This window comes from Rossellomorea sp. GAMAL-10_SWC (assembly GCF_049568075.1).
Classification (GTDB): domain Bacteria; phylum Bacillota; class Bacilli; order Bacillales; family Bacillaceae_G; genus Gottfriedia.
Genome location: NZ_CP144911.1, coordinates 2,680,655 through 2,698,350, shown reverse-complemented (window position 1 = coordinate 2,698,350; position 17,696 = coordinate 2,680,655). Strand labels below are relative to the sequence as shown.

The window sequence follows — 17,696 nt, the reverse complement described above, 5'->3', positions numbered from 1 at the left end:
TCACTAAAAAATAGTTAATATAAATTAATAATCAAAAAAAAATAAAAAGTGTTGACGTCTAGTTCAAAACATGATAAATTAAATATTGTCTTAAGGACAACAGGAATTATTCCGCAGTAGCTCAGTGGTAGAGCACTCGGCTGTTAACCGAGTGGTCGTAGGTTCGAATCCTACCTGCGGAGCCATTTATATAGTTTGGCGGTGTAGCTCAGCTGGCTAGAGCGTACGGTTCATACCCGTGAGGTCGTGGGTTCGACTCCCTCCGCCGCTACCAATATTTTATTATGGAGTAATACCCAAGTCCGGCTGAAGGGATCGGTCTTGAAAACCGACAGGGGTGTAACAGCCCGCGGGGGTTCGAATCCCTCTTACTCCTTAATTAGTGAAAAAGTCTTCAACTATCATGTTGAAGACTTTTTTCGTTTTTGGTTTATAAATTAATCTAAGAAGATTTTATATCTTTTCTGATCCACATCGCTTAAATAATTTTCTTCCAAAAATTAATCTTTTTTACTTTCTTTCCCTTTTCTCAAGCATTACTATTGAAATCTTTCAGTATATTTGATAACTTTAAATTGAAATTCACTATTATCTTTGGGAGGAAATAAAAAATGTCAAAATTTGAATTACCACAATTACCTTATGCTTATGATGCATTAGAGCCACACTTTGATAAAGAAACAATGAATATTCACCACACTCGTCACCACAATACATATGTAACAAACTTAAACGCTGCTTTAGAAGGTAAAGAAGTAGCTGCTTCTTCAATTGAAGAATTAATTTCAAACTTAGATGCACTTCCAGAAGGTATCCGTACAGCTGTACGTAACAATGGTGGTGGTCATGCTAACCATAGCTTATTCTGGACTTTATTAACTCCAGAAGGCACTGGCACTCCAGTTGGTGAAGTTGCTGAAGCAATTAACGCTAAATTCGGTAGCTTAGATGAGCTTAAAGCTGCTTTCACTCAAGCTGCATTGACTCGTTTTGGTTCTGGTTGGGCTTGGTTAGTAGTAAACAATGGTGAGTTAGAAGTGACAAGCACAGCTAACCAAGATTCACCTTTAATGGAAGGCAAAACGCCTATCTTAGGTTTAGATGTATGGGAGCATGCTTACTACTTAAACTACCAAAACAAACGCCCTGACTACGTTGGTGCATTCTGGAATGTAGTAAACTGGGAAAAAGTAGAAGAATTATACCAAGCTGCTAAATAATTTATAAAAAATGAACACTACTTAATTTATTTAAGTAGTGTTTTTTTTTATGTTTAAAAAAGGATAAATTTTCATTTACTCGGAAAACTAGTTCATGAGACAAAGGAGAGTTTATGATGAGTAAGTGGAAATTTTTAATAGGTGACGTAGATTTAAATAAAGATTTAATACTTTTACTAAGTGTCGGTGGATTGTTTACTCTAGCGACAGCTTTATCTAGCACATTTGTAAATGTTTATTTGTGGAAGCAATCAAATAATTATTTACCAATTGCTTCGTACCAATTTTCGATCGCATTTTTTCAAGCTTTTACATTCGTAATAGCAGGTAGATTAGCTAAAACCATTGATCGAGTTGTCATTTTAAGAGCGGGTATTTCGTTTTTGGCAATATTCTACATAGTCGTTTTACTATTTGAAACGAAGACATTATTAGCAACAATATTAATTGGAGCGATTTTAGGAATAGGAAATGGCTGTTACTACTTAGCGTTTAACTTATTAACGTTTGAAGTTACAGAACCTGAAACTAGACAATTTTTTAATGGTTTTTTAGGGCTAATTAATTCGTTCACGGGAATGCTTGGCCCATTTATAGCTGGAGCGATTATTTCTTCAATGATTGGAAATAAAGGTTATCATTTTGTGTTTCTTGCTGCAGTTATTTTATTTATATGTGCAGTGGTCTTAAGTTGCTTCTTAGTTAGACGGGAACTTGATAGTGAGTTCAATATTAAGCGCGTCATTCAAGAAAGAAAATTAAATGATAATTGGCGGAGAGTAACATATGCTAATTTCTTTCAGGGGATTCGTGAAGGGATTTTTATGTTTGTTATTTCAATTTATATTTTCTTATCGACAGGAAGTGAATTTGCATTAGGGAAATACGGATTAATTACATCGTTAATTAGCTTTATTACCTATTATATTGTTACAAGAATTATTAAAGAAAATTTTAGAATGAAAGCTATATTTATTGGTGGTTTTTTACTATTTTGTGCTGTTTTTGTAATCGCTTTTAAAGTTTCATTTCCTTTATTAATCATTTACGGTGCAATAATTTCTTTGGCATATCCAATCATTTTAGTACCTTACTTATCTTTAACATATGATATAATAGGAAAATCGTATAAGGCCAGGGAATATAGAGTGGAATACATCGTTATACGTGAAGTGTATTTAAATAGCGGTAGAATGTTTTCTATTGCCGTTTTCATTGTATGTACATCACTATTCCAACCAGAACAATTTATTCCATTATTAATGTGTTTATTTGGTGCAGGACACTTTTTGGTCTATTTCGTAATGAGGAAATTAGAATATAAGCATGCTTAAGTATTGTCACTAAATTGTCAAAAACTTAGCAGTGATTCCTTTTCCGAATCATTAAAATATTAATATGTAGAATTAGTAATTGTAGAAAAAAGAGGAGAAAAAATGAATAAGCCTAAGAAATATAAAATCACACTACCAACACGACTGAATACACTATTTTTTCTTGTGTTTGTCTTATTTTCTTTTTTAATTCTAAGACTAGGTGTCGTACAAATTGTTAAAGGTGAAGACTATAAATTAGAATTAGAGCGTACAGAAAATATGACCGTCGACCAAGCTGTACCAAGGGGAAAAATTTTAGATCGTAACGGAAAGGTTGTCGTAGATAATACGCCTTTGCGTACAATTACGTATACAAGAAAAAAAGGGACAACTTCAGGCGAGTTATTAACAATGGCTACAAAATTAAAAAGTTATCTAAAGATGCCAACTAATAAAATAACTGAACGAGATAAAAAAGATTATTGGTTATTAACAAATCCTGAAGATGCAAAAAAATTAGTATCAAAAGAAGAGGATAAAACACTAAAAGCTCAAAATAAAGATGATGACGCTGCTTACAATAAAGCTTACTATAACTTACAGATTGATAAAATTACAGCAGATAATATTAATTCACTTAGTGCAAATGACTTACAGATACTTGCAATTTACAAACAAATGAGTGCTGGTTATGCACTAACTCCACAAACAATTAAAAGTGAGGGCGTTACTGAAAAAGAATATGCAACAGTTAGTGAACATTTAGATCAGCTTCCAGGTGTAGATGTAACGACAAATTGGGAAAGAAAATATGTTTATGGTGATACGTTCCGAACAATTTTAGGTAATATTACTTCTGAAAAAGAAGGATTACCTGCTCAAAATGTCGATTATTATTTAGCACGTGGTTATGACCGTAATGATCGTGTAGGAAAAAGTTATATTGAAAAGCAATATGAAGATGTTTTACGTGGTACAAAAGGTAAGGCACAAAATGTTATTGATTCGAATGGAAATGTTGTGGATACGAAAGTGATTACAGAAGGGGAACCTGGAAGTGATTTAGTACTATCAATTGATATTGAACTTCAAGGTAAAGTTGATGAAATTGTAAAAAGAGAGCTCTTAAAAGCTAAAGCAACTTCAAATGGTCGATATTTGGACCGTGCATTTGTTACGATGATTAACCCGAAAACGGGTGAAGTATTAGCAATGTCAGGAAAGCAAATTGTTAAAGACAAAAAGACAGGAAAAAATAAAGTTGTAGATTACGCAACTGGAAATGTTACTTCATCTTATGAGATGGGTTCAACAGTAAAAGGTGCAACTCTTTTAACTGGTTATCAAACTGGGGCAATTACTCCAGGACAAAGGCAATTCGATACTCCGATTAAAATTGCAGGTACTCCAGTAAAAGCGTCATATAAAAACTTCGGATGGATTAATGATTTAGATGCCTTAAAATATTCTTCAAACGTTTATATGTTCCGCACGGCTATGGCTATTGGACATGCACATTACGTTGAGAATAGGCCTTTAGATATCGATGTAAAAGCGTTTGATACATTCCGAAATAGTTTCAGCCAATTCGGTCTAGGTGTTAAAACTGGAATTGATTTACCAAATGAAGCAATTGGATTTAAAGGTGTAGACAAAAGCCCAGGTTTCCTACTAGATATGGCGATTGGACAGTATGATACTTATACACCACTACAATTAGCTCAATATGTTTCTACAATCGCAAATGGAGGTTACAGAATTCAACCACATGTTGCGAAAGAATTAAGACAACCTTCAATCGGCGAAGATAGTGGAGTCATTAGACAAGAAATTAAACCTAAAGTATTAAACCGTATTGATATGAAACAATCATACATCGATCATGTTAAACAAGGTTTAATCAAAGTCTATAATGAAACTGGTGGTACTGCTCACAAATACTTCACAGGCGTAGATTATAAAATAGCCGGTAAAACAGGTACAGCCCAATCTGTATACGACGGTCCAGATCGTAAAAAATACAATGGGCCACAAAAAACTTATAATGAAACATTGATGGGTTATGCTCCATATGACAATCCTGAAATTGCCTTTGTCGTAGTAGTTCCTTGGTTACAAACTGACCAAGCGCCAGTAAATAAATACATTGGCCGAGATATTATGGATGAATATTTTAAATTGAAAAAAGATAGACAATCAATTTATAATGACGAACCAAAAGATAATTTAGATATGCAAGACAATCAAGGTAGTCAAGATAATCAAGACACTCAAAATAAAAATCAATAAGAAGAGAAGGGATTAAACCCTTCTCTTTTTTTTTTGGAAAACTCTATTTCTACACCCTTCCTACACCCTTCCTTCACCTTCTGAACTTATTTACATAATCTTTACATTCGGTTAAAACAGGTTTAATAGTTTGAGAATATGATTATTCATGTAAGTACTAATGAATTTTAACGATTATAAAGTTTATCTATTGTTTAGTTAATATTTTATATATCAAAAATAGAATGCTTCCTTTAGGATGAGAGGGGATCGAAAGTTATGACAATGACATTAAATAGAGAGAATTTTACTAAAAATGATGATATTGAAGAGACAAATACAAACGTGAAAAAATCAATTGTATATGATACTCAAGATTTAAATTTATGGTATGGACAAGATAAAGCATTAAAAAATATAAATTTAAGCATTTATGAGAATGAGGTTACTGCGATTATTGGACCCAGTGGTTGTGGTAAATCGACCTATTTAAAAACGTTAAATCGTATGGTTGAGTTAGTTCCTTCAGTTCGAACAGAAGGGAAAATTCTTTACCGCGAACAAGATATTTTCGATAAAAACTATCCTGTTGAAGAATTAAGAACACACGTAGGAATGGTATTCCAAAAGCCAAATGTATTCCCTAAATCAATTTGGGAAAACGTTGCGTATGGACCAAAAATACATGGAATTAAAGATAAAGCTACATTAAATCAGATTGTTGAAAAAAGTTTAAAAGGTGCAGCAATTTGGGATGAGGTTAAAGATCGTTTGCATGAGAATGCTTTTGGTCTTTCAGGAGGGCAACAACAACGTTTATGTATCGCGCGCTGTTTAGCAATCGAGCCTGATGTTATTTTAATGGATGAGCCAACGTCAGCGCTAGATCCTATTTCAACTTTAAAAGTTGAAGAGTTAATTCACGATTTAAAGAAAGATTTTAGTATTATTATTGTTACGCATAATATGCAACAAGCAGCTCGTGTTTCTGATAAAACTGCTTTCTTTTTAAGCGGTGAAGTAGTTGAGTTCTCAGATACAAATAAACTGTTCTCAACACCTAAAGATAAACGTACTGAAGACTACATTACTGGACGATTCGGATAATAGAAGGGAACAGGTGAAAAGAGATGAGAAATCAATTTGAAGCAGACTTAAAAACATTACAAGAAATGATCATCGAATTGGCTGAGAAAACAAAAAAAGCAGTCATCAAAAGTATGGCGGCATTTCGTACAGAAAATATTGAACTAGCTTTAGAAGTAATTGACGAAGATGAGCGCATTAATAAATTAGAAAAAGAAGTGAATGAATTAATTTTAGTGATTATTACAAGACAACAACCAGTTGCTGTAGACTTAAGAAGAAATTTAACTGCTATTAAAATTGCTCATGATCTTGAACGAGTTGCGGATTATGCAGTAAATATCGCAAAATCGACAATTCGTATTCGTAGTCGTCAAGAAAACTTACCATTAGAGAATATAGAAAAGATGCATGAACTTGGCTTAGATATGTTAACAAAAGCTTCAGAAGCATACCGAACAGAAGATTTACAAGCTGCCAAAGAGATTGGTGAAATTGACGATATTGTTGATGAACTATATGGAACTACTGTTAGAACTTTAATGACAAGTATTGCAAATTCACCTGAGCATGTATCTAATATCATGCAAATGGCATTTATTTGCAGATATCTGGAAAGAATTGCTGATTATGCAACAAATATTGCTGAGAATATTTATTATTTAGTTAAAGGGAAACATTATTTATTAAATCAATAAATATAAGACTATAGTTTATAACAGTTAAATAAATTAGAAGGGTGTTCAGACAAAATTTACCTGAATGCCCTTTTGTCATATTTATGAAATATTAAGCATACTTCTTTAACTAGTATAAGATATTGAGGTGGTAATAAATGAAGGTTGTTATTTTAGCTGGAGGATACGGTCAAAGGCTTTTACCAATTACTAACAACATTCCTAAGCCACTATTACCAATCGCAAATAGAGCGGCAATTGAGCATTTAATATTACATTTAACAAGACTTGGGTTTAATGAATTTATCATTCAACTTCATTATATGTCCCAAGCAATAATCGAGACAATTAATGCAATGAAATTAAAAAATGTTTCAATTGATTATATTATAGAAGAAAAAAGTTTAGGGTCTGCTGGATGTTTAAGACTTTCTAAGCATTTTCTTCATGAACCCTTTCTATTAGTGAATGGTGATATTTTATTTGACGGAGATATTCGGGAGGCATTAAAAACTCATTTTGAAAGTAAAAGTAGATTTTCTATGTTTGTAAAACAAGTTGATAAATGTGGATCATACGGAAATGTAAAAGTAAAAAATGGACAAATAATCGATTTTATTGAAAAGCCGAATGAAGGTAGTGAAATAAGTAAATTAGTTAATACTGGAATTTATATTATGAGTCCTGAATTATTATATCAAATTCCAGAAAATCGTTATTTTGACATTAGTAATGATCTGATTCCTTTAATGTTAAAAAATAATATCGGTTTAAATGCTTTTCATTTAAAAGGTTATTGGATTGATTATGGGACCCCTAGAAGATTTGCAAAACTAAACGTAGATTGGATTGAAGAGAAATTAAACTTACCTATTCCTGCCGTTCAAATATTACCGAGAATCTTTTTAGGTGAACATGTAACGATAAATAATAATGTTAAGATTGTTTCTCCCGTTATTATTGGGAATGATGTTACGATTGAAGAGAACTGTGTAATCGGCCCATATGTGTCGATTAGTTCTAATATTCGCATCGATCAAGGCAGTGTATTACATCATCAAGCTGTCTTTCAAAAATATACTCTGAATTATGAGAATAAGTTTGTACATAATTCAATAAAAAAAATATCAAAAGAAATACATTGAATCAATAAAAACTATGGAAATTATCGCGAAAGAATGTTATTATATACAAGTCTGATTATGTCACTATGTCAGGAGGGAAAATAAAATGCGCGTAAATATTACTTTAGCATGTACAGAATGCGGAGATCGTAACTACATCACTACTAAAAATAAACGTAATAACCCAGACCGTCTTGAGCTTAAAAAATATTGCCCAAGACTTAAAAAAGTTACAGTTCATCGCGAAACAAAGTAAACAGTAGGAATTTTCCTACTGTTTTTTTTATATCTAAATACTTATAATTTTAATTAGAATACATATCAATGAACTTTTACTTTAGAAAACTCGATCCTGACCTATGGAGGCCATTATTATGGAAAAAAAAGAAATTAGAAATTCTATGATGAAAAACTTGAAAAATATTTCAGCATCGGAAAGAGACGAAAAGTCAAAAAAAATTATAGAAAAATTATTAAATACAGAAGAAATGAAGAGTGTAGATATAATAGCAACAACAATGCCAATGGAGCATGAAATAAATACTAAGTATTTAATCACTGCTTGTTGGAAAATGAATAAATCAGTTGTTGTCCCTAAATGCAACCATGAGACTAGAAAAATGCATTTTTACAAAATCAATTCATTTGATGATTTAAAGAAAGGTTATTTTGGAATACAAGAGCCGATAGAAGAAAAATGCGAGGAAATAAGTAAAGAACTTATTGATTTAATAATTGTGCCTGGAGTAGCATATACAAAAAATGGTGAACGACTAGGATATGGTGGTGGTTATTTTGATCGCTACTTAGAAGATTATAATAAACAACACTTAGCCTTAGCTTATGACATTCAAATTATTGAAGAAATACCAACCGAAAAACATGACATTAAGATGCCGTTGATTTTAACAGAGTCAAGAATAATAGAAGCGATGTAATAAGTGCATAATGTGACGCGATTTGTTTGAAAATAGGTAAAAGAGTCTTATTGAAAAAAATTAAATTTGTGCAGGACTAATATTGTAACAAATTTGTAAAAAGTTTCACAAACTTTGAGTGGAAATACATATATAATAAAGAAGTCCCAGTTACTTACACTTTTAACACAAATGAGGTGGATATTATGTTACACAAAGAAATAAATCGTGTCGCACTTATCGGAACAGGCGCAGTTGGAGCTAGTTATGCTTTTGGTATGTTAAATAAAGGTGTTGCCGAAGAACTAGTTATGATTGATTTAAATAAAGATAAAGCGGAAGGGGACGCAATGGATTTAAGTCATTGCCTTCCTTTTGTAGATTCTAGAACAAAAATTTGGGCTGGAGATTACAGTGATTGTAAAGATGCGAGTTTAGTCGTCATTACAGCTGGAGCAGCTCAAAAGCCTGGAGAAACTCGCTTAGATTTAGTTGCAAAAAATTGTGCTATTTTTAAAGGGATTGTTGGAGAAATTATGGCTTCAGGATTTGACGGTATCTTTTTAATTGCCACAAATCCGGTAGATATTTTAACTTATGCAACTTGGAAATTTTCAGGACTACCAAAAGAAAGAGTAATCGGATCTGGTACTAGTTTAGATACTGCACGATTTAGATATATGCTTGGGGATTATTTTAATGTTGATGCAAGAAATATCCATGGATATATTATCGGTGAACATGGTGATAGTGAACTGCCAGTTTGGTCTAAAACAAATGTTGGTACCTCACCAGTACACCATGTATTAAAGAAAAATCCAAAATACAGCCAAAGAGAGCTTGATGAAATCTTCTTAAATACACGTGACGCCGCATATCACATTATAAAGAAAAAAGGCGCAACGTACTATGGAATTGGTATGGGCTTAGTTAGATTAACAAAAGCGATTCTAAAAAATGAAAATAGTATTATTACGGTTTCTGCATATTTAGATGGACAATATGGAGAACGCGATATATATATTGGCGTTCCAGCAGTAATTAATCGTGGTGGAATTCGAGAAGTTGTTGAACTAGATTTAAATGAATTAGAACAACGTCAGTTTAAAAACTCCGTAGACACATTAAGAAGAACGATGGAACCTGTTTTGGGTAACGAAAATTAATAGATGATTTTTTTCAGAAGTTAAATAATGAGTTAATAAGACCTCTTTCTATTTGAAAGAGGTCTTATTGTATAGAATATTTGAAAAATATGCCAACTTTTTATATTGTAAAAGTAACAAAAAGAATTAAGGAGGTAATTTTGAAAAAAATAAATAGTAAGTACTCATGGGTATTAATAGTGATATTCATTATTGGGCTAGCTCTATTTTTTGGAAACCAAAATTTTCTTAATAATCATCTAAAAAAGACTAAAGAGACTTCACTGAAATTTCCTAATTACGATGATACAGCAATCGAAGCTGAGAATGGATTATTAGCTGTAACGAACCCTACATCTAATTTAGTATTAGTTAATAAAGAAAGAAAGCTACCAGATGGGTATGAACCACCAGATCTAGTTTATCCGGTTGTTCCTTTACATGGAGTAAACAAAGATAAGACATTAATGAGGAAAGAGGCAGCTCATGCTTTAGAAAAATTATTTGAAAGAGCAGAAGCGGATGGTATAAAGCTGACTCCAGTTTCCGCATATCGCTCTTTTGATCGCCAAAAAAGCTTGTATAATTATTATGTACAAATTCATGGTGAAGATTGGACTCAATCTTTTAGTGCTGTTCCTGGTACAAGCGAACATCAAACAGGTTTATCCATAGATGTATCATCTCCAAACTTCGGTAACAAGCTTGAACAAGGATTTGGAGAAACGAAAGAAGGAACTTGGCTTGCAGACCATGCACATGATTTTGGATTTATCATTCGTTATCCAGAGGACAAAGTTGATATTACAGAATACAATTATGAACCATGGCATATAAGATATCTCGGGATAAAATACGCTACATATTTATATAAAAATGATTTAGCTTTAGAAGAAGTAATGAAGCCTAAAAAATAATTAAAAATGCCTACAAAATAAATGGTTTGTTTGGTATTTCACATTGACGAGTAATCGTTTCCAACTTATACTTATTACATGTTTAGAAAGATAAAATAATAGGAGTTAAGTATGAAATCCGTATATGATATTCAACAATTTCTAAAGAACTATGGGACCTTTATTTATACAGGTGATCGATTAGCAGACTTGATGTTAATGCAAGATGAGCTAAAAGAATTATTTTTAGCGAATATACTTGAAAGTAAAGATTTACAAATTGCGACCATGATATTAAAAAAAGAGATGGATGAAATAAAAAATAAAACGGTTTGAAGAAATCGTTTTTTTTAGAATCTATTGCAAACGATTTCACTACGAAGGGAGAAGACATTATGGCTAAAATGATTGTAGGTGTCGATTTAGGTGGTACAAGCATTAAATTGGCATTATTAACAAATAACGGGGAATTCATCGATAAATGGGAAGTACCAACAGATAAATCTGATAGTGGTAAGCATATTCCTAAAACAATTACAATTGCAATTGAAGAAAAGCTTAAACAGATGGATAAAACAAAGGAAGATATCGCTGGAATCGGTATTGGAGCTCCAGGTTCGGTTCGATTAGAAGATGGACTTATATTTGCAGCAGTAAATTTAGGGTGGGTTAATTTTCCTTTAAAGGAAATTCTAGAAAACGAATCAGGAATTCCTGTAATCGTTGATAATGATGCAAATATAGCAGCTGTTGGCGAAATGTGGAAAGGTGCTGGAAATGGAGCAAAAGATGTAGTAATGGTTACGCTTGGAACAGGAGTGGGCGGAGGCGTAATTGTAAATGGGGACGTTGCACATGGAATTAGTGGATCTGCTGGTGAAATTGGCCATATCACAGTACAACTTGAAAATGGAGTATTATGTAACTGTGGAAAAAGAGGATGCTTAGAAACTATCTCTTCAGCTACAGGAATTGCAAGAATAGCAAATGAGAAATTACAAAATACGACAAAAGAGACGGTTTTAAAAGAAATGTCGAATGGTTCACCAGTTACTACAAAGGATGTTTTTGAAGCTTATTCCAATGGTGATGAAGTTGCAGAAGAAATCGTTAATCATGTAATGAGATATCTAGCTTTAGTTTTAGCCGGAGTTGGAAATACTTTAAATCCTGAAAATATCATTATTGGTGGCGGAGTATCAAATGCAGGTGAACTGTTATTAAAACCTCTAAAGAAATATTTTGACGAATTTGCTTTTACAACAGTGCGAGATTCGACAAAACTTTCAATTGCAAAATTAGGGAACGATGCAGGAGCAATTGGAGCAGCTTATTTAGTAAAAAAATTTATTACTAATGAAATTTAACTTAAATTTAAGGTACTTCTAATTGAAGTACCTTATTATGTTTATTGTATTGAATTGAAAAAAAAATTAGTTATTTGACGACGGAACTAGTTTATGATAAATTGAATGACGTTAGAAAAAAACTAAGGTAACGTCAAATAAATTATTAAGATTCATTCATCTAGTAGCTAATAATTGTATGAATCATTTTAAAAATTCTTGGTATTTAAATGCCAATAAAATAGATATGTGAAATGCCAAACATTGTATTATTATAGATAAAATAGATTAATAGTCTAAACAAGAGGAGGAACAGAATATGTGGAAAAAGTTTATTAAAAACTTTGGATTCCCGTTACTTGCTGTATTCCTTTTATGGATTAAAGCAACGATTCTAAGCCAATTTTATTTTGATTTAGAAATTGAAAATTCAATGCAAGAATTTATTTTAATAATTGCTCCTATATCATCATTATTAATATTTATAGGTATAGCTCTTTTTGCAAAAGGACCAAAACGAAATAGAGCAGTTATATGGATTACTGTAATCATGTCCTTTATTTTAGTAGCTGATACGGCTTATTATTCATTCTTTGACGATTTCGTAACGATTCCAGTGTTATTTATGACTCGAAATTTTGGGGATTTAGGTTCAAGTGTTAAAGCAATGATCAGCTATAAAACAATCTTGGCTTTTTCTGATATTTTTATCTTAATTGCTGTTAATTATTTCTGGGGTAAAAAATTCTTTACTACTGGTAACATTAAAGGGAAAGCTAGAACAGCTTATTACTTAGCAGCGGTTGCTATTTTCTTAGTTAACCTTGGATTAGCAGAAACTGAACGTCCACAATTATTAACACGTTCATTTGATAGAGAATACATTGTTAAATTCTTAGGATTATACAATTACCATTTATATGATATGGTTATTCAATCAAAAACATCTGCTCAAAAAGCGATGGCTGATGATAGTGAATTAGCAGGAATCGAAAACTTTATACGTGCTAACGATACAGGTGTGAATGCACAATTACATGGTAAATATAAAGGTAAAAACGTAGTAGTAGTTTCATTAGAATCATTACAAAATTTCGTAATTGGACGAAAAATTAATGGACAAGAAATTACTCCTTTCTTAAATAAATTTACGAAAGAAAGTTATTATTTTGATAATTTTTACCACCAAACTGGACAGGGTAAAACATCTGATGCTGAATTCTTAATTGATAATAGTTTATTCCCATTAGATCGTGGTGCTGTTTACTTTACAAACAGTGGTAATACGTTTACTGCAACACCAGCAATCCTTAAACAGGATCAAAATTATTACACTTCAGTAATGCATTCAAATAATAAATCGTTCTGGAACCGTGACATGATGTATCCAAGTTTAGGTTACGATCGTTATTATAATGAAGTTGACTTTAAAGTATCTGCAGCTACTTCAATTGGCTGGGGACTAAAAGATAAATATTTCGTAGAACAAGCAGTAGACAAAATGGTAGCAGAGCCTAAACCGTTCTATAACCGTATGATTACACTAACTAACCATTATCCATTCGAATTAAATGATGAAGATTTAATGATTCCACGTTTAAAAACTGGAGACCAAACTGTTGATAATTATGTAACAACAGTACGTTATTTAGATGAATCAATTAAACATTTCGTTGAAGAAATGAAAGCTAAAGGTTTATATAATAATACAATCATTGTTATGTATGGTGACCACTATGGTATTTCTGAAAACCATAACCGTGCAATGAGTGAAGTATTAGGACAAGACATTACACCTGCAGAACATGTTAAATTACAAAAAGTACCTTTCTTTATCCACTTACCTGGACAAACTAAGGGTGAAACAGTTCATAAAGTTGCAGGTCAAATTGATGTTAAACCGACAATTTTAAACTTATTAGGTGAAGATCCAAATAAAACATCTATCAACTTTGGTAATGATATTTTATCTCCTAAACACAAAAACTTTGTAGTTTTCCGTGATGGAACAATTGTTACTGATAAATATATTTACACTGGTGAGAAGATGTATGATCCAAATACAGGTGAAGAATTAAAAGGACAAAAACCACCTAAAGAAGACTTAGCAAAAGCAAATAAATCACTTGAGTATTCAAACTCGATTATTTATAAAGATTTACTTCGTTTTTATGAAGTTAAATATAAAAAAGCTGATACGAAGTTTGAATAAATATGAAAAGCACTTCCTTAATGGGAGTGCTTTTTCTTTTACAGAAAAAGTAGTTTATCATTTACAAAAAGTAATATCATGTTACTTTCCACTACAGGATGCTTGCCTTTACGTGTAGTGAGTTTTTGTAGCTACCTTGTCACAATGTCCAGCAAGTCTTTTAGCCCCTTCTCTTAGCCGTTCTGTTAATCCCACAGGAGCCCGAGAATCTCACGATGCTTTATTAATTTAAAATGACATTTTTAATACGCTAAAATAAGCACTTCCTAAACGAAAGTGCTTTTCTTTATTTTAATTACATACAATTAACTAGAAAATAACTGATGAGGTGAAAATTTTGTATATAAACAATCGGCCATTATCCTTTCATCCAAGAAGATACGATTTTAATGAACTTTCAAAAGATATTAGTTTATTAGTACAAGAATTTCCTTTTCTTCGTCTAAATACGATTGGAAACAGCGTTTTAAATCAGCCTATATATGAGATTCAAATTGGAAATGGACATAGGAAGGTACATTGGAATGGATCGTTTCATGCAAATGAATGGATTACTACTTGTGTAATCATGAAAATGCTATTTTGGATATGTAACACTTTAACAACTGAGGAGGTGCCATTTCATAAAGAATTAGTAGCTTTATTTAATGAGAATACGTTGTCGATTGTCCCTATGGTTAATCCTGATGGGGTAAATTTAGTTATAAATGGAGCTGTTGAACAAAGTGATTATATGGAATTTGTTCATAAAATTAACGAAGGAAATGATGGGTTTACTGGATGGAAAGCAAATATAAGAGGTGTTGATTTAAACAATCAATTTCCTGCACATTGGGAGTTTGAAAAAGAAAGAAAGAAACAAAAAACATTCTCTCCTAGAGACTACCCAGGAGATGCTCCATTAACTGAACCAGAAACAATCGCTATGAGTAATTTAGCAATTGAAAGGAAATTTGATCTTCTTTTGGCTTTGCATACTCAAGGTAAAGAATTTTATTGGGGCTATGACAATCTTGAACCGCCTATCTCGGAAGTATATGCCAATTATTTTTCTAGTATCAGTCCGTATAAGGCAGTAAAAACAATTGATAGCCATGCAGGTTATAAGGATTGGTATATACAAGATTTTCGGAAACCAGGATTTACACTTGAATTAGGTAAAGGAATAAACCCATTGCCACTTTCTATGTTTGAATCCATTTTTTCCGAGACGTTTCCAATTCTGTTAGCGTCATTATTTAATTTAGAAAATATCCAATCATCTTTAAAATAAAAAAGCTGACAAATTTGTCAGCTTTTTTATTTTAGAACATGTTTTCTATATGTAGAAATTTGTTCGTTGCATAATAAAATAAATTTTATAAGTGCGCTGGTGGATAACCGTTATGTAAAATTGTCATAATGGCAAACCAAGCAAATAAAACTAATGTAACACCAGACCAAAAAACAGCTAAAAAGTTCTTATTCTTTAATGATCCTATCAATGCTGGAACACATAGAATAGCTACTAGTATAAAAATAATAACTGTACCCATTGTAAACCCCCTATAAATTTCTTCAAGCAACCCCTGTTTGCTATCACATCATTATTATTGTAAAACTTTTGTGAACAATTGTCTATTTGAAATTAAGTGCTAAAACAAAATTATGATATAGTATTATATAGATTAAAAAAGAAAGCAGGGTATGAATATGAATGTTTTACAATTACCATTAGGTCCATTACAAACTAATTGTTATATCTTAAGTAATGATATGAATGAAGCAGTTATTTTTGATCCGGGCGAAGAAGCACATGTAATCTTTAATGTTATTGAAGAAAATAAATTAAAGCCATTAGCAATTCTTTTAACCCACGCTCATTTTGATCATATTGGGGCTGTTGATGATGTGCGTGATGAATATAATATACCCGTTTATATTCATAAATATGAAGCAGATTGGCTAACAGATGGACAAAAAAATGGTTCTGAGTTATTTATGAGAAATCAAACAATTTTTGCAAGGGAAGCAGATCACTTGATTGAAAAAGAAGGTAAAATGGAAATTGGTCCTTTCTTATTTTCAATTTTTGAAACTCCAGGCCATTCACCAGGCAGTGTTTCATTTTATTGTAAAGAAATAAAGACAGTATTTTCTGGTGATGCATTATTTGAAGGAAGCATTGGACGAACTGATTTACCTGGAGGGGATCACGATCAGTTGATTAGAAGTATAAAAGGTAAGCTTCTTTCTTTACCGGATGATGTCGTTGTATGTAGTGGTCATGGAGAAACTACAACGATTGGTGATGAGAAAAGATATAATCCATTTTTATAATAGGTAATTTGATGAAAAACATAATTATTAATGCGATAAATAACAGCAAAAAAGGTTTTATTACATACGAACAATTTATTTCGTTAGTGCTATATGATCATGAAAAAGGTTATTATCAAATGGCAAATGAAAAAATTGGACGAAAAGGTGATTTCTATACTGCAAGCTCAGTAGGTTCAGTATATGGAGAAGTAATTGCAGCATCATTTTGTCGGTTTGTTAAGAATAACCTAATCCAACCTTTTTTTATTGAAGTTGGTGGTGGAAATGGCAGATTCGCCGCAGCCTTCCTTTCGTACTGTGAAAAAAAAGAGCCTGAAATTTATCATAATTTAACATACTATCTTATAGATGCAAGCAAATATCATCGAAAATTACAAAAAGAATTATTGGCGAACCATTTGAATTGTAAATACTTCTCAAATATAGTAGAAAACAGTCAAATCAATAATGGAATGGTATTTTCAAATGAATTGTTTGATGCTTTACCTGTTCGAGTAGTTGAATTTAAGCAAAACGAATGGCAAGAGGTAGTAATTATAATTGATGAACGAAATAATCTGAAAGAAAATCTCGTTAAAATTCAAGATCGTGAAATGAGTGGTTTTCTAAGTAGATACAAATTTGTTGGTAAAGATGGGCAAAGAGTTGAAATTCCTGTTGGTATGGAAAAAGTTTATGACCATTTACAATCGAAAATTAGTAAAGGAATCATTTTAACTGTTGATTATGGTTTTACCAGAGAAGAATGGGATGCACCTCATCGAATTAAGGGAAGCTTGCGCGGTTATTACAAGCATGAAATGAAATCAAATATACTAGAGAATTTAGGGCATATGGACATTACAACTCATATTCACTGGGATGAATTAAAAAAGTTCGGATTACACAATAACATCGAAAATCTATACTTTTCTAACCAAAGAGATGCAATATTAGATTTTGGAATTTTAAATTGGCTTATTCCGCATGCTCAGTCAAATCCATTTTCAAGCGAATATAAACAAAATAGGGCTGTACAATCTTTAATTATGCCTGGGGGAATAAGCGATTCCTTTCAATGGCTATTACAAACAAAAGGTATGTCAACAAACGATCTTACTAAGTTGAATGAATTGATTTCATTAAATGAATACAAATAAAAAAACCAGTCATATGACTGGTTTTTCT

At 31.9% G+C, this 17,696-nt stretch carries 17 protein-coding genes and 3 tRNA genes; 19 read left to right on the top strand and 1 reads right to left on the bottom strand.

From position 1 onward, the window contains the following. Positions 1-110 precede the first annotated feature (110 nt). From V5E38_RS13435 to V5E38_RS13355, 17 genes are all read left to right on the top strand, one after another. Positions 111-185 (top strand) — tRNA-Asn (locus V5E38_RS13435). Between the two features lie 12 nt (positions 186-197). Then, positions 198-274 (top strand) — tRNA-Met (locus V5E38_RS13430). A 12-nt stretch (positions 275-286) separates the two neighbouring features. Then, a tRNA-Ser gene (locus V5E38_RS13425) sits at positions 287-376 on the top strand. 235 nt (positions 377-611) lie between these two features. After that, positions 612-1,220 (top strand): superoxide dismutase, encoded by a 609-nt coding sequence (locus tag V5E38_RS13420; RefSeq protein WP_088010981.1) that lies wholly within the window; start codon positions 612-614, stop codon positions 1,218-1,220. Positions 1,221-1,336: 116 nt separating this feature from the next. Next, on the top strand, positions 1,337-2,554 hold the full coding sequence (locus V5E38_RS13415) for an MFS transporter (RefSeq protein WP_499210374.1): 1,218 nt from the start codon (positions 1,337-1,339) through the stop codon (positions 2,552-2,554). A 102-nt stretch (positions 2,555-2,656) separates the two neighbouring features. Further along, positions 2,657-4,825, top strand: a complete 2,169-nt coding sequence (locus V5E38_RS13410; protein ID WP_499210373.1) for a peptidoglycan D,D-transpeptidase FtsI family protein — start codon at positions 2,657-2,659, stop codon at positions 4,823-4,825. 258 nt (positions 4,826-5,083) lie between these two features. After that, positions 5,084-5,911, top strand: a complete 828-nt coding sequence (pstB, locus tag V5E38_RS13405; RefSeq protein WP_499210372.1) for a phosphate ABC transporter ATP-binding protein — start codon at positions 5,084-5,086, stop codon at positions 5,909-5,911. Between the two features lie 23 nt (positions 5,912-5,934). Beyond that, complete coding sequence (phoU, locus tag V5E38_RS13400; protein ID WP_097974302.1) at positions 5,935-6,588, top strand: phosphate signaling complex protein PhoU; 654 nt, start codon at positions 5,935-5,937, stop codon at positions 6,586-6,588. Between the two features lie 137 nt (positions 6,589-6,725). Further along, positions 6,726-7,712: a nucleotidyltransferase family protein gene (locus V5E38_RS13395; RefSeq protein ID WP_097974304.1), complete on the top strand. Its 987-nt coding sequence runs from the start codon at positions 6,726-6,728 to the stop codon at positions 7,710-7,712. A gap of 85 nt (positions 7,713-7,797) precedes the next feature. Further along, positions 7,798-7,947 carry a 50S ribosomal protein L33 gene (rpmG, locus tag V5E38_RS13390; protein ID WP_056475024.1) on the top strand — a complete coding sequence of 50 codons (150 nt, stop codon included), beginning with the start codon at positions 7,798-7,800 and terminating at the stop codon, positions 7,945-7,947. A gap of 118 nt (positions 7,948-8,065) precedes the next feature. Continuing rightward, positions 8,066-8,629 (top strand): 5-formyltetrahydrofolate cyclo-ligase, encoded by a 564-nt coding sequence (locus V5E38_RS13385; RefSeq protein ID WP_499210371.1) that lies wholly within the window; start codon positions 8,066-8,068, stop codon positions 8,627-8,629. Between the two features lie 185 nt (positions 8,630-8,814). Further along, positions 8,815-9,774, top strand: a complete 960-nt coding sequence (locus tag V5E38_RS13380; RefSeq protein ID WP_499210370.1) for an L-lactate dehydrogenase — start codon at positions 8,815-8,817, stop codon at positions 9,772-9,774. 149 nt (positions 9,775-9,923) lie between these two features. Then, positions 9,924-10,670 carry a M15 family metallopeptidase gene (locus tag V5E38_RS13375; protein WP_499213578.1) on the top strand — a complete coding sequence of 249 codons (747 nt, stop codon included), beginning with the start codon at positions 9,924-9,926 and terminating at the stop codon, positions 10,668-10,670. Positions 10,671-10,781: 111 nt separating this feature from the next. Continuing rightward, positions 10,782-10,985: a YqgQ family protein gene (locus tag V5E38_RS13370; RefSeq protein WP_098428842.1), complete on the top strand. Its 204-nt coding sequence runs from the start codon at positions 10,782-10,784 to the stop codon at positions 10,983-10,985. A 56-nt stretch (positions 10,986-11,041) separates the two neighbouring features. Further along, the gene (locus tag V5E38_RS13365) at positions 11,042-12,016 is read left to right on the top strand and encodes an ROK family glucokinase (RefSeq protein ID WP_499213577.1); all 975 of its coding nucleotides are present in this window, start codon (positions 11,042-11,044) and stop codon (positions 12,014-12,016) included. Between the two features lie 298 nt (positions 12,017-12,314). Then, positions 12,315-14,207, top strand: coding sequence for an LTA synthase family protein (locus V5E38_RS13360; RefSeq protein WP_499210369.1), 1,893 nt, complete (start codon positions 12,315-12,317; stop codon positions 14,205-14,207). A gap of 337 nt (positions 14,208-14,544) precedes the next feature. Further along, positions 14,545-15,480, top strand: a complete 936-nt coding sequence (locus tag V5E38_RS13355) for a M14 family metallopeptidase (protein WP_499210368.1) — start codon at positions 14,545-14,547, stop codon at positions 15,478-15,480. Between the two features lie 85 nt (positions 15,481-15,565). Here the strand turns inward: V5E38_RS13355 and V5E38_RS13350 are convergent, their stop codons facing one another. Further along, the gene (locus tag V5E38_RS13350; RefSeq protein WP_097978526.1) at positions 15,566-15,742 is read right to left on the bottom strand and encodes a DUF2759 domain-containing protein; all 177 of its coding nucleotides are present in this window, start codon (positions 15,740-15,742) and stop codon (positions 15,566-15,568) included. A gap of 157 nt (positions 15,743-15,899) precedes the next feature. Here V5E38_RS13350 and V5E38_RS13345 point away from each other — a divergent pair, with 157 nt between their 5' ends. After that, positions 15,900-16,526, top strand: a complete 627-nt coding sequence (locus V5E38_RS13345; protein WP_499210367.1) for an MBL fold metallo-hydrolase — start codon at positions 15,900-15,902, stop codon at positions 16,524-16,526. 11 nt (positions 16,527-16,537) lie between these two features. Continuing rightward, on the top strand, positions 16,538-17,668 hold the full coding sequence (locus V5E38_RS13340) for a class I SAM-dependent methyltransferase (RefSeq protein ID WP_499210366.1): 1,131 nt from the start codon (positions 16,538-16,540) through the stop codon (positions 17,666-17,668). Positions 17,669-17,696: the final 28 nt, after the last annotated feature.

Excerpts from the sequence above, each read along its gene's own strand:
- V5E38_RS13420 (WP_088010981.1), top strand. The coding sequence starts at position 612 with ATGTCAAAATTTGAATTACCACAATTACCTTATGCTTATGATGCATTA.
- V5E38_RS13415 (WP_499210374.1), top strand. The coding sequence starts at position 1,337 with ATGAGTAAGTGGAAATTTTTAATAGGTGACGTAGATTTAAATAAAGAT.
- V5E38_RS13410 (WP_499210373.1), top strand. The coding sequence starts at position 2,657 with ATGAATAAGCCTAAGAAATATAAAATCACACTACCAACACGACTGAAT.
- pstB (WP_499210372.1), top strand. The coding sequence starts at position 5,084 with ATGACAATGACATTAAATAGAGAGAATTTTACTAAAAATGATGATATT.
- phoU (WP_097974302.1), top strand. The coding sequence starts at position 5,935 with ATGAGAAATCAATTTGAAGCAGACTTAAAAACATTACAAGAAATGATC.
- V5E38_RS13395 (WP_097974304.1), top strand. The coding sequence starts at position 6,726 with ATGAAGGTTGTTATTTTAGCTGGAGGATACGGTCAAAGGCTTTTACCA.
- rpmG (WP_056475024.1), top strand. The coding sequence starts at position 7,798 with ATGCGCGTAAATATTACTTTAGCATGTACAGAATGCGGAGATCGTAAC.
- V5E38_RS13385 (WP_499210371.1), top strand. The coding sequence starts at position 8,066 with ATGGAAAAAAAAGAAATTAGAAATTCTATGATGAAAAACTTGAAAAAT.
- V5E38_RS13380 (WP_499210370.1), top strand. The coding sequence starts at position 8,815 with ATGTTACACAAAGAAATAAATCGTGTCGCACTTATCGGAACAGGCGCA.
- V5E38_RS13370 (WP_098428842.1), top strand. The coding sequence starts at position 10,782 with ATGAAATCCGTATATGATATTCAACAATTTCTAAAGAACTATGGGACC.
- V5E38_RS13360 (WP_499210369.1), top strand. The coding sequence starts at position 12,315 with ATGTGGAAAAAGTTTATTAAAAACTTTGGATTCCCGTTACTTGCTGTA.
- V5E38_RS13350 (WP_097978526.1), bottom strand. The coding sequence starts at position 15,742 with ATGGGTACAGTTATTATTTTTATACTAGTAGCTATTCTATGTGTTCCA.
- V5E38_RS13345 (WP_499210367.1), top strand. The coding sequence starts at position 15,900 with ATGAATGTTTTACAATTACCATTAGGTCCATTACAAACTAATTGTTAT.
- V5E38_RS13340 (WP_499210366.1), top strand. The coding sequence starts at position 16,538 with ATGAAAAACATAATTATTAATGCGATAAATAACAGCAAAAAAGGTTTT.